Below are 8802 nucleotides of genomic sequence, written 5' to 3' on the forward strand. Positions count from 1 at the left end.
ATGAACTTCTTTATCTTGGACGAGCATTATAAAAAGGCTGAATCACACGGTATTAACAGAAGAAGATTGCAGGAACGAGTATACCGCTATGACTGGGAGATTGAAAGAGCGACAACGCAACCACTTGGCACAAAGAGTATGGACTTTGATAGAAAACATGGACAGTGGATGCATATAGCAGAACAAAATGGCATCCAGCGATATACATTCTATAGCCGATTGAAACGAGGTTGGTCGTATCATTTAGCAGCGACGAAGCCGCCAGGAAAGCAAGGGAATCGCTATGACGAGAGCGGTGAATTGAAAGAAATTAGCTAGATTAGGAGGGGAAGGAATGGCTTTAGAACGCTGGTTAACTGATGAAGAGTATGCAAGGGCAAAAGCTAATGGAATAAGTAGACAACTTCTTTACAATCGAGTTTTTGTTTTAGGCTGGGATATTGAAATCGCCATGACAGCAACACCAGGAAGTGTTAGGCACAAACTAGTAGATAAGGTGCACGAAAAATGGTTGAGAATCGCTGTAGAGAACGGGATTAAAAAAATACATTTTACAGTAGGTTGTATCTTGGATGGAGATATAAAGATGCAGCAACTAAGCAAGTTAATAAGAAGGGGAAAAAGGAAAAAGAGTGGTGTGAGGTTGCGGAAAAGAACGGGATTTCTTATCAGACGTTTACATCAAGATTGAGTTACGGATGGGAACCCGAAAAAGCAGCGACAACACCTGTTATGACACGTAAAGAAATGGGTGAAAAATCAGGTAGGAAACGAGCGTTATTCACACCGGAACAAGTGTCGCAAGCAAAATTGAACGGAATTTCAAGGCAAGCATTAAGAAGAAGAGTTTTTGAATTTGGATGGCAATTAGACGAAGCAATCACAACGCCACCATTAAAGAAATGGAATCCAAGGAAGAAACGAAACGTCAACTAGGAGGCAACATGGAGCAAGAGCAAGACGTTTTAATCAACAAATTAATCGATAATCACATATACAAGCTACCGGATGGGCGCGATCTCTTTGAGGGGAGTTGCGAGGAACTGGCGGGGCTGTTGGAAAGGGATGGGGAGAATGAGAGAGATTAAGTTTAAAGCGTATGTAAGAGAATTAAATTTGGTGTTGCCAATACTATCAATACAATTTGATTTTAAAAAGGTAGAAGTGCCAGCGACATATTCGAATCATATTGATACGGAATATTTCAATTTTGAACAAGTGGAGTTAATTCAATACACAGGAGAAAAAGACGCGCACGGAAATGCAATTTATGAAGGTGACATCATTTACCAAGAATTTTATGACCACCGTGTAGAAGTAGCGCATGGACTTACTGGTGTAGTTAAGCAAGAAGAGGGAGTTTGGTGGATTGATAACGAGGTAGATGATGCAGTGCGATTATGGAGCGAATTAAATTTAAATCATATAAAGGGCAATGTATTTGAGAATCCAGAGTTACTACAAGGGGGAGATAAAGAATGAAAGAAGCGATTGAGGAATTTATCAAAGGATTGCGTGAATCGGCAGTAGATAGCAGAAAAGATGCAGATAAAGCTTTTGATAGCGGTGATTTAGGTTTATCAGGATTTCATAAAGGACAGTGGCACACATTCGAAAATACTGCAATCGCATTAGAAGATCTATTATCTGATTATAAGGAGGAAGAACAATGAAATATACAGAGCATGGTACTTACGAAGTAACTCAATTAATAGCAGAATCAAAGGAGAATGAAGAGAATGGCAACTAAGATCGTTGTTTATACGAAAAACAATTGTAACGATTGCATGAAATTAAAAATGATGTTGGACAACTTTCCTTCTGATATCGCAACTTTAGATATCACTTATTTAAACATTGAAGATCCTAAAAATTATCATCATATTGTAGAAAATGACCTGATGACAATGCCGGCTTTGAAAATTGAAAATGATCCAATTATTCATGGATTCCAGGAAGGTAAAGTTATGACTAGGTTAGGAGTATAGGAGGGATTGAATGAAGAAAGAAACCAAAATACAGCTGGAAGGTGAACTTAAAACAGTAGAAAACGAGATTTATAGGAAGCAATATCATTTGAATGGATTGAATAGTGAGAAACGAAAAACAGAGAAAGCATTGGAAGAGTTGAAGATTCGGAAAGAGAAATTGAAGAGTTATTTATAAGGAGCGGAATGGAATGAAATTAAGAGTGAAGATTAAGAGATTAAAAGATGTGGAATTACCACGATATGCAAGAGAATTTGATGCTGGTTTTGATCTTGTTGCAGCAGAGGACACGATTATCTGGCCGGGAGAAACGAAGGTCGTGCCAACTGGATTGGGTTTTGAGATTCCACCGGGATTCGAATTGCAGGTGAGACCGCGTAGTGGAATTTCACGTAATACTAAATTAAGAGTGATTCTTGGCACGGTGGATAGTGGTTTTAGAGGAGAGGTTGGTGTGATAGTCGATAATACAGAACGTAACTTAGGAGTGAATATGAAAGCTCATATTATCGAACGAGGAACCCGCATTGCTCAAGGCGTCATATCGCCAGTGGAAACAGCTCATTTTGTTGAGGTGGACGAACTATCGGAAAGCCAGAGGGGTCAAAATGGTTTCGGATCTACAGGAGTAAAGTAAGACCAAATTTGAATTTTGTACAGAAAAGGGGAATGGAAATGGCAGTGGTAAGCAGATCACGTAGAGCTTTGAAAAGAAAATACAGACAGGTAAGAAAAGAATTCAAGAAAGATATTTTTGAAGTAGCAAAGAATAACCGCGCTTTTGCAATGATGATTATCGAAACATATTCAGCAGGTAAACATAAAACGCATATTACGAAAGTTTGGGAACTGTTAGGAATTCATCATCCAGAAGCTTATAAAGATTATTGCGACAAATTAATGGGGAGCTCCTTGTGTGGTAGACACGATATCATGAGGTCCATCTATTTTTCAGATAAAGAATTATACGATAAATACTATTGCAAGTTACCGGAACGTTATGCAATGGGCGATGCATTAGGAATAGCATACAAAGTACTTAAATCTTAACAAAAGCGTTATTTGAATAGAAAAGGGGAATGAAAGATGAAATACGTTGAAGAGTTAGAAACGAGTGGTTGGAATATTGCTGTAGGTGATGTTTTTAGTAATGGTCTTGAGGAATTTCATTTAAAAGTTACTCAAATTGAAATTGAAGATGAAGAAAGCGATCCGGATAATGCAAAAGTATATTGCTTACCGGTTGACCCTAATAATCATAACAAAGCTGTAGAAAGCTTAGACGATGCGTGGCATAGAGCTTGGTATATAAATGAATGCTGGTATAAGTAATTAATACAAAATAGTTATTTTGGAGGGAAATAGATATGATGAAAGTTTTTGCAATGAATGATTGTGATACGGTTTGTGCGGAAACAGAAGAACAGGCAAAAGAGTTTTATAAAAATGAATGTGGATTCGATGATGATGAAATTAATGAATACTTTGAAGGTGAGGTTAGTTTGCAAGATAAAGTCCATATCAGTATTGATGACTTGCCTGATGAAGAACAACGGATAGCAACAATTGAACCAGTATTCCAAAGAGGTGGGGATACATGCGTTTTAAGAACTTTTGAATGGGTAATAAAGCAAAACAACATTACAGGCCCATGCATCATTGCGTCAACAGAATACTAAACAAAATTCTTATTTTGGAGAAAGAGAGGTGATTCTTTGTACAAGTTATATTTTCAGTTTGATAACGGGGAAATTGTAAAGCCGTCGCCTTTGCCTCATTACGTTGCAGTTTTGGATTGGAAGTTTCAAGTAAAAGAGATAAGAGCATGTTTTTCAACACATGTTATTGATCTTAGGGGCGGATGGAAGTTTGTTGAAAGTCAATTACAAAAAGAAAAAAAGGATTGGGAAGGGCTTCCTCATATCAAGAAATCATTTAAAAAGTATGTATTGAAAAATATTTTTAGTTTGTTATTTAGAAAGCACGATATATATACACAGCACATTAATACGAGTCGTTTTATATACGTTAAATTTCTATAAAATCCTTATTGTACAGAAAGGTGTAGTGAATATGAGTCTGAAGAAAAAGCTTGGAAACATCGTCTGGCATATCGAAAATAACCGTGAAGTTTTAGGTGATACACAGGTATTAGATCAAGTTCTTGAAAGCTTGAAAGGAATAGAAAGCGCATTACCTCAAAATGTAGATGAAGCCGGAAGAAGATTTGCTACAGGTTTAATGATGGGAATGCAATCTCCTATACAAATGAGTAGTACAGTTCAATCAAGCAACACTATTAATGAAACGCATCAACGTAAGTGGTACGGAACATTCAAAGGACATAATCAATGGGATCTAGCAAAAGATTGGTTTCAAATGACAAATGATGACTTCTTTAATCAGTACGGATTTAACTTTGTTCCAAAGGGTCAATTGTTTAATGATGCGAAAAGTTTTTTAGCAAATAGGTATTAATAAAATCTTTATTTTAGAGAAAGGTGAGATGGAATGATAAAGATCAGTAAATCTGAAGAGTTTGAAGAAAAACTAATTCGGCACAATAAACGAATGGAAGAGGATGAAACATATAGAGCAGCTACAAAATTACTTACATTTCCTGCTGGGCATAAGCTTGAATTAGTAATTGAGGTAACGGATGAGTATTATAGCCATAATTTACACAATTTGCTTAGAGGGAATATAGAAGGTGCTGAATTGCTGGGGTTTAAGGTGAATGAGCTTGTAATTAATCCAGAAGAAAGAGAAAAGAGTGCGGTAAGAAAATTCTTAAGGCAGGCAGCACAAGATTATAAGTTGTAACAAAATCGTTATTTGAGAGAAAAGGGGATGCAGAATGAGATACGCAAGAAGTAAACAGTTAGCTCTATATGTATATCAAGGTAGTACGGAAATATATAAAGAGTTCAAGAAATTACGTGGCAGTATGGGTAATTTGAAAATTGATGAGAACGTGACATTATCACCTTACTGCAATACTTTAGATATAACGTTCAAGTGGGAAAGAGAAATGAATAGAGTCCACTGGTCATATGCGAATGAAAATACCACAACAACTAAGTTTGCATTACTGAAATATCCAAGAGGTGCGAAGAAGTAAAACTGAACAAAAACGCTATTTTGTATCAAGGAGGATGAACATGAAAGATTACTACATTACTCCAGAAGATTTCAAACGAGCAGAAGAGAATGGCATCAGCAATGAAAGGCTACGCCAGCGTGTTTATAGAGCTGGTTGGCCGAAAGAAGAAGCTATTACCAAGAAGATCTCAAAAGGGACTGGTTGGAAGGAATACAAGGATATAGCCCAGGAACATGGGATTTGCTATAGAACATTTGCGGATCGTAGGAAAAGAGGTTGGGATCCATACGAAGCAGCAACGAAACCAGTAATGGATAACAAAGAATCGGTTAAGTTGGCTAGATCAAATAAGACAGATACAGTGTTTACCGATGATGAAGTGCAACGAGCGAAACGAAATGGGATTTCAAGGGATTTACTTTGGTGCAGAGTTAGACGGTGGAAATGGGATGTGGAAGTGGCGATTAATACGCCAGTTCTCACACCATCGCAAGCAGCATCAAGAGGATATCAAGCGAGTCCTTTCAATTATAGAGGAGCAAATGCATTTTGGAATAAGAAACAAGCGTAAAGGGGAATGGGGAAATGATAGAACAGGTGGAAATCGAAGGGCAATTATCCATGTTTGAAATGGATGAGACAAAAATCAAGCTGTATGAGGTGTTGGAAGCTAACAACTACAATTACGAGATTCAGAGTTATTACTTGCACAATGATTACATCGGATTGGTTAAGTACTTTTATATACGTACGACAGACAATACTATTATCGATTTGTGTTTAAGTGAGTTTCCAGAAGTGTTTGCGGTATATGAAGGTTTTTCAGAGGTGCAGATCAAGAACATCTTTAAAGGAAGATTATAAAAATTTCATTTTGTAGAAAAGTGAGGTGAAAAACAAGCATGTTAACTTGGATAACAATTGGCGTACTTATTTATTTGGCAATCGGGATAGGATTATTAGTTTGGTCAGTAACTACTTCTTCCTGGGGAGGAATTATATTGTGTTTTGCGATTCCAATTATTTTCTTCTGGCCTTACTTCATTATCAGAAGTTTATTCGATAGATAATATTTGTTTCAAATAAAAGAGCAGCCAGCAAAAGCTAACTGCTTGGTTCTCCAAGGGGGAACAAGGAGAAAATCTAATGTCATATACATTATTGACGGAATATTGAGTTTTATTCAGGGGAGGTAGAGTAATGGAAGATAAAATAAAAGCAAGAATCCTATATCTTGACAGGAAAATAAAGAAACTAGAAGAGCGTGAGGACGCTTATGAAGCTAAAGAACTGACAAAGCACGGTTACATTTCATTAGGCAAGGTAAGAGGAAGTATTATCTCAAAGGAAATGGAAATTAGTTTTCTTGAATCATTATTGAAATAGGGGGTAGAGGGAAATGAAAGAAAATATCGGTAAATTAAATGAGGTTAGAGCAATCATGGTTTTCCTTGTTATGACAATGGATGATCAGTTTGAAGTAGAGTTTGATGTCTCATGTGGTGAGGATATAGAGAATTACATGAAGTTGTATTTAGAGCAAAATTGGAAAGAGTTATTCGAAAACACTAGATATGTATGTGACGCTTCTTTCCAAGGTATTCAAATGTTAGCTAGGGATAAAGAAAATAAACACTCTTGTTTTGTAGAAGCAATGAATACACGTAGACGTGCGAGTATTAGTATTGATCGAGAAACGCTAAGCGATAACAACTTAGACAAGCTTAATAGGATTAAAGAAATTATTAATTCTTAATAAAATAATCCTTTGAATAGAAAGTGAGGTTAAAAGAATGGAAGGTAACGTAAAGCTATTGGGTGCAGACGGAATGTGTGGAATGGAGTTTACAGGGGATAAGGTTAATGTTTATAACGATGCAGGATACGTAATAGAGAGTATGACAACAAAGGAGCATGTTCAGGAAGTTATTGATTTTCTTGAAGAGTGTAAAGGACAAATGGAGTAGAAAGTGAGGTTACTAGGTGATTAAAAAGAGAAAGGCAACAACTAAGAAAAAGAATGCACCACGGATTAAACAGAAGAAAGTAACTTATGACGGAATCAATTTCGATTCACAGTCAGAAATGAACTATTACAAGTACTTGAAGAGCAGGGATGATGTCAGTCACATAGAGTGTCATCCCTCTTTCACTCTTATACCATCTTTTGAGATTAAGAGCAGTATAACGAAGTCAGGGAAGTCGAAAAAGTCATCTATGAAGTTTACACCGGATTTTAAAGTAACGTACTCAGATGGGCGTGTAGAGGTCTGTGATGTGAAGGGAAGTAAGCGCGCAATCAATGAGGGGTTCCCAATACGTAAGAAGTTATGGGAGTACTTAAACAAACAGGAGTTAATCGTTGTGATATGGGACAAGAAGTTAGGTGAATGGACAAGATCATAAAGGGAGCTGAGTAGATGATTCCAAGATACAAGGGTACAAGAGAATATATGCTGTATATGAAAGAGCCGGGTTTTGGGAGTAATCAGTACGTTTGGATATTCGATGTATTTAAGTATCACGAGTTAATGCAACATTTAGAAGAAGGATGGGCTATCCATGATGAGGATAAGAGGATGGCAGCTTTACAGAAAACAATAGCTTAAGGAGGATGAGAAGAATGTATATTACTACATTACGAGAAAAGTTAAAGGAAGTTTGTGAAAACAAGGTAAGGGTTAGGATTGCAAGTTGTGGTCACTTTTATGTTTACTTAGCACATTCAGGAGATATCTCAACGGTTAAAAAGATTATATCGGATCTTAACGAAGAATACAGAAGTGATGTGAAATTCAATAGAAGCGTAGGTAGTGTGGATGGTAAAGTGTATAACTGGTATTTAAGTTGTTGGGGATTAGAAGAAGAGTAGATGGATAGCGGAACCATGCAGAGTAGATTGGTGGGGGCTACTTTACTAAGCATCGTTCCCTTATTCAACAATGAGATAGTAAAATTTCACGTACCTTATGTGAGGTTAAAATTACAAATTAGAAATAGGGGGATTCCTTCATGGAACAATTAACTTTATTACCAGCAATCGATGACAAGAAAGTGCAAAAGGAAGTAGTCAGCATCTTAAAGGAATACCGTGCATTAAAGATGCGATTCAATAATGAAGTGGAACAAGAAGGAATCAGCTTATTTCCAGAGATACGAAATTCAAGAAGAATAAGCGAATTGAAGGTGAAACAGATAGAGAAGACTTTGGACCATATCTTAGATAAGGAAGAAAGAGACATTATTACAATGAAGTTCTTAACGAATGAAAGAGTAAAAGATTCAGATGTTTATCATGATCTACTACTCAAGAAGACTTATTTCTATGAGAAGAAGCAAAGTGCCGTGAAATTGATTGCTACATCGTTAGGGATTATCTAAAAATCGCGAACAAACCGCGAACTTTTTGGGGGACTAAATAAAATGCTGAAAATTATAAGCTATTCCTATAAACAGTTCTTTGAAAAGAGAATACGTTTTGGGGATAGCGTTCCCATTATAATAACGTTACTCGGTGACGCGGAGGCTAGAGGGGATAAAAGTTTCCCGAAATTATTTATATTTTACTTCTCATTGAGTGTATAAACGTACCGCCTTTCGTTTGTAGGCTCATAGGTAGTAAAACCACCCTGTCATGTGGTTTCTTGTTTTCTATGTTAAAACTGGATCTTTTTACAAATTGGAATGTTGGGCTGTTCGATTGAATGAAC

At 36.7% G+C, this 8802-nt stretch carries 26 protein-coding genes; all 26 read left to right on the plus strand.

Translation table 11 applies throughout. The features are described 5' to 3' along the window. Window positions 1-318, plus strand: coding sequence for a hypothetical protein (locus ACFWDE_RS18805; RefSeq protein WP_377893926.1), 318 nt, complete (start codon window positions 1-3; stop codon window positions 316-318). A 16-nt stretch (window positions 319-334) separates the two neighbouring features. Continuing rightward, on the plus strand, window positions 335-691 hold the full coding sequence (locus tag ACFWDE_RS18810) for a hypothetical protein (protein WP_377893928.1): 357 nt from the start codon (window positions 335-337) through the stop codon (window positions 689-691). Then, a complete protein-coding gene (locus ACFWDE_RS18815; RefSeq protein ID WP_377893931.1) occupies window positions 688-936 on the plus strand; it encodes a hypothetical protein in 249 nt (82 codons plus the stop codon). Before ACFWDE_RS18810 ends, ACFWDE_RS18815 begins: the two co-directional genes overlap by 4 nt. Window positions 937-944: 8 nt before the next feature. Next, the gene (locus tag ACFWDE_RS18820) at window positions 945-1088 is read left to right on the plus strand and encodes a Fur-regulated basic protein FbpA (RefSeq protein ID WP_377893933.1); all 144 of its coding nucleotides are present in this window, start codon (window positions 945-947) and stop codon (window positions 1086-1088) included. Beyond that, window positions 1075-1482, plus strand: coding sequence for a YopX family protein (locus ACFWDE_RS18825; protein WP_377893935.1), 408 nt, complete (start codon window positions 1075-1077; stop codon window positions 1480-1482). Before ACFWDE_RS18820 ends, ACFWDE_RS18825 begins: the two co-directional genes overlap by 14 nt. Further along, the gene (locus tag ACFWDE_RS18830) at window positions 1479-1673 is read left to right on the plus strand and encodes a glyoxalase (protein ID WP_377893937.1); all 195 of its coding nucleotides are present in this window, start codon (window positions 1479-1481) and stop codon (window positions 1671-1673) included. The genes ACFWDE_RS18825 and ACFWDE_RS18830 overlap by 4 nt, the downstream gene beginning before the upstream one ends. A 66-nt stretch (window positions 1674-1739) precedes the next feature. Continuing rightward, entirely contained in the window at window positions 1740-1988 is a 249-nt protein-coding gene (locus tag ACFWDE_RS18835) for a glutaredoxin family protein (RefSeq protein WP_377893939.1), read from the plus strand. Window positions 1989-1998: 10 nt separating this feature from the next. Beyond that, complete coding sequence (locus tag ACFWDE_RS18840; RefSeq protein WP_377893940.1) at window positions 1999-2166, plus strand: hypothetical protein; 168 nt, start codon at window positions 1999-2001, stop codon at window positions 2164-2166. Window positions 2167-2179: 13 nt separating this feature from the next. Then, entirely contained in the window at window positions 2180-2626 is a 447-nt protein-coding gene (gene dut, locus ACFWDE_RS18845) for a dUTP diphosphatase (protein WP_377893941.1), read from the plus strand. Between the two features lie 38 nt (window positions 2627-2664). Beyond that, complete coding sequence (locus ACFWDE_RS18850; RefSeq protein ID WP_377893944.1) at window positions 2665-3039, plus strand: hypothetical protein; 375 nt, start codon at window positions 2665-2667, stop codon at window positions 3037-3039. A gap of 36 nt (window positions 3040-3075) precedes the next feature. Continuing rightward, window positions 3076-3321, plus strand: a complete 246-nt coding sequence (locus ACFWDE_RS18855; protein ID WP_377893946.1) for a hypothetical protein — start codon at window positions 3076-3078, stop codon at window positions 3319-3321. 35 nt (window positions 3322-3356) lie between these two features. Further along, window positions 3357-3668, plus strand: coding sequence for a hypothetical protein (locus tag ACFWDE_RS18860; RefSeq protein WP_086406892.1), 312 nt, complete (start codon window positions 3357-3359; stop codon window positions 3666-3668). Between the two features lie 36 nt (window positions 3669-3704). Beyond that, window positions 3705-4031, plus strand: a complete 327-nt coding sequence (locus ACFWDE_RS18865; RefSeq protein ID WP_377893948.1) for a hypothetical protein — start codon at window positions 3705-3707, stop codon at window positions 4029-4031. 31 nt (window positions 4032-4062) lie between these two features. After that, window positions 4063-4467: a hypothetical protein gene (locus ACFWDE_RS18870; protein ID WP_377893949.1), complete on the plus strand. Its 405-nt coding sequence runs from the start codon at window positions 4063-4065 to the stop codon at window positions 4465-4467. Between the two features lie 33 nt (window positions 4468-4500). Continuing rightward, window positions 4501-4812 carry a hypothetical protein gene (locus ACFWDE_RS18875; protein ID WP_377893950.1) on the plus strand — a complete coding sequence of 104 codons (312 nt, stop codon included), beginning with the start codon at window positions 4501-4503 and terminating at the stop codon, window positions 4810-4812. 34 nt (window positions 4813-4846) lie between these two features. Beyond that, window positions 4847-5110 (plus strand): hypothetical protein, encoded by a 264-nt coding sequence (locus ACFWDE_RS18880; RefSeq protein ID WP_367630621.1) that lies wholly within the window; start codon window positions 4847-4849, stop codon window positions 5108-5110. 40 nt (window positions 5111-5150) lie between these two features. Beyond that, entirely contained in the window at window positions 5151-5663 is a 513-nt protein-coding gene (locus ACFWDE_RS18885; RefSeq protein WP_377893952.1) for a hypothetical protein, read from the plus strand. 14 nt (window positions 5664-5677) lie between these two features. Next, window positions 5678-5956, plus strand: coding sequence for a hypothetical protein (locus tag ACFWDE_RS18890; protein WP_377893953.1), 279 nt, complete (start codon window positions 5678-5680; stop codon window positions 5954-5956). A 38-nt stretch (window positions 5957-5994) separates the two neighbouring features. Continuing rightward, complete coding sequence (locus ACFWDE_RS18895) at window positions 5995-6162, plus strand: hypothetical protein (RefSeq protein WP_377893955.1); 168 nt, start codon at window positions 5995-5997, stop codon at window positions 6160-6162. 130 nt (window positions 6163-6292) lie between these two features. Then, window positions 6293-6478, plus strand: coding sequence for a hypothetical protein (locus tag ACFWDE_RS18900; RefSeq protein WP_377893957.1), 186 nt, complete (start codon window positions 6293-6295; stop codon window positions 6476-6478). Window positions 6479-6491: 13 nt separating this feature from the next. Further along, window positions 6492-6848, plus strand: a complete 357-nt coding sequence (locus ACFWDE_RS18905; RefSeq protein ID WP_377893958.1) for a hypothetical protein — start codon at window positions 6492-6494, stop codon at window positions 6846-6848. A gap of 37 nt (window positions 6849-6885) precedes the next feature. Further along, window positions 6886-7059: a hypothetical protein gene (locus tag ACFWDE_RS18910; RefSeq protein ID WP_377893960.1), complete on the plus strand. Its 174-nt coding sequence runs from the start codon at window positions 6886-6888 to the stop codon at window positions 7057-7059. Window positions 7060-7177: 118 nt separating this feature from the next. Continuing rightward, window positions 7178-7498: a DUF1064 domain-containing protein gene (locus ACFWDE_RS18915; protein ID WP_377894000.1), complete on the plus strand. Its 321-nt coding sequence runs from the start codon at window positions 7178-7180 to the stop codon at window positions 7496-7498. A 14-nt stretch (window positions 7499-7512) separates the two neighbouring features. Continuing rightward, window positions 7513-7701 (plus strand): hypothetical protein, encoded by a 189-nt coding sequence (locus tag ACFWDE_RS18920; RefSeq protein WP_377893963.1) that lies wholly within the window; start codon window positions 7513-7515, stop codon window positions 7699-7701. Window positions 7702-7715: 14 nt separating this feature from the next. Beyond that, window positions 7716-7964 carry a hypothetical protein gene (locus ACFWDE_RS18925; protein ID WP_377893964.1) on the plus strand — a complete coding sequence of 83 codons (249 nt, stop codon included), beginning with the start codon at window positions 7716-7718 and terminating at the stop codon, window positions 7962-7964. A 140-nt stretch (window positions 7965-8104) separates the two neighbouring features. Beyond that, on the plus strand, window positions 8105-8473 hold the full coding sequence (locus tag ACFWDE_RS18930) for an ArpU family phage packaging/lysis transcriptional regulator (protein ID WP_377893966.1): 369 nt from the start codon (window positions 8105-8107) through the stop codon (window positions 8471-8473). Window positions 8474-8802 lie beyond the last annotated feature (329 nt).

The organism is Bacillus sp. NPDC060175, assembly GCF_042728695.1.
In the GTDB taxonomy this organism is placed as follows: domain Bacteria; phylum Bacillota; class Bacilli; order Bacillales; family Bacillaceae_G; genus Bacillus_A.

What these genes read in the sequence shown, in the direction of transcription:
- ACFWDE_RS18805 (WP_377893926.1), top strand. Translation starts at nt 1, where the DNA reads ATGAACTTCTTTATCTTGGACGAGCATTATAAAAAGGCTGAATCACAC.
- ACFWDE_RS18810 (WP_377893928.1), top strand. Translation starts at nt 335, where the DNA reads ATGGCTTTAGAACGCTGGTTAACTGATGAAGAGTATGCAAGGGCAAAA.
- ACFWDE_RS18820 (WP_377893933.1), top strand. Translation starts at nt 945, where the DNA reads ATGGAGCAAGAGCAAGACGTTTTAATCAACAAATTAATCGATAATCAC.
- ACFWDE_RS18825 (WP_377893935.1), top strand. Translation starts at nt 1,075, where the DNA reads ATGAGAGAGATTAAGTTTAAAGCGTATGTAAGAGAATTAAATTTGGTG.
- ACFWDE_RS18830 (WP_377893937.1), top strand. Translation starts at nt 1,479, where the DNA reads ATGAAAGAAGCGATTGAGGAATTTATCAAAGGATTGCGTGAATCGGCA.
- ACFWDE_RS18835 (WP_377893939.1), top strand. Translation starts at nt 1,740, where the DNA reads ATGGCAACTAAGATCGTTGTTTATACGAAAAACAATTGTAACGATTGC.
- ACFWDE_RS18840 (WP_377893940.1), top strand. Translation starts at nt 1,999, where the DNA reads ATGAAGAAAGAAACCAAAATACAGCTGGAAGGTGAACTTAAAACAGTA.
- dut (WP_377893941.1), top strand. Translation starts at nt 2,180, where the DNA reads ATGAAATTAAGAGTGAAGATTAAGAGATTAAAAGATGTGGAATTACCA.
- ACFWDE_RS18850 (WP_377893944.1), top strand. Translation starts at nt 2,665, where the DNA reads ATGGCAGTGGTAAGCAGATCACGTAGAGCTTTGAAAAGAAAATACAGA.
- ACFWDE_RS18855 (WP_377893946.1), top strand. Translation starts at nt 3,076, where the DNA reads ATGAAATACGTTGAAGAGTTAGAAACGAGTGGTTGGAATATTGCTGTA.
- ACFWDE_RS18860 (WP_086406892.1), top strand. Translation starts at nt 3,357, where the DNA reads ATGATGAAAGTTTTTGCAATGAATGATTGTGATACGGTTTGTGCGGAA.
- ACFWDE_RS18870 (WP_377893949.1), top strand. Translation starts at nt 4,063, where the DNA reads ATGAGTCTGAAGAAAAAGCTTGGAAACATCGTCTGGCATATCGAAAAT.
- ACFWDE_RS18875 (WP_377893950.1), top strand. Translation starts at nt 4,501, where the DNA reads ATGATAAAGATCAGTAAATCTGAAGAGTTTGAAGAAAAACTAATTCGG.
- ACFWDE_RS18880 (WP_367630621.1), top strand. Translation starts at nt 4,847, where the DNA reads ATGAGATACGCAAGAAGTAAACAGTTAGCTCTATATGTATATCAAGGT.
- ACFWDE_RS18885 (WP_377893952.1), top strand. Translation starts at nt 5,151, where the DNA reads ATGAAAGATTACTACATTACTCCAGAAGATTTCAAACGAGCAGAAGAG.
- ACFWDE_RS18890 (WP_377893953.1), top strand. Translation starts at nt 5,678, where the DNA reads ATGATAGAACAGGTGGAAATCGAAGGGCAATTATCCATGTTTGAAATG.
- ACFWDE_RS18895 (WP_377893955.1), top strand. Translation starts at nt 5,995, where the DNA reads ATGTTAACTTGGATAACAATTGGCGTACTTATTTATTTGGCAATCGGG.
- ACFWDE_RS18900 (WP_377893957.1), top strand. Translation starts at nt 6,293, where the DNA reads ATGGAAGATAAAATAAAAGCAAGAATCCTATATCTTGACAGGAAAATA.
- ACFWDE_RS18905 (WP_377893958.1), top strand. Translation starts at nt 6,492, where the DNA reads ATGAAAGAAAATATCGGTAAATTAAATGAGGTTAGAGCAATCATGGTT.
- ACFWDE_RS18910 (WP_377893960.1), top strand. Translation starts at nt 6,886, where the DNA reads ATGGAAGGTAACGTAAAGCTATTGGGTGCAGACGGAATGTGTGGAATG.
- ACFWDE_RS18915 (WP_377894000.1), top strand. Translation starts at nt 7,178, where the DNA reads ATGAACTATTACAAGTACTTGAAGAGCAGGGATGATGTCAGTCACATA.
- ACFWDE_RS18920 (WP_377893963.1), top strand. Translation starts at nt 7,513, where the DNA reads ATGATTCCAAGATACAAGGGTACAAGAGAATATATGCTGTATATGAAA.
- ACFWDE_RS18925 (WP_377893964.1), top strand. Translation starts at nt 7,716, where the DNA reads ATGTATATTACTACATTACGAGAAAAGTTAAAGGAAGTTTGTGAAAAC.
- ACFWDE_RS18930 (WP_377893966.1), top strand. Translation starts at nt 8,105, where the DNA reads ATGGAACAATTAACTTTATTACCAGCAATCGATGACAAGAAAGTGCAA.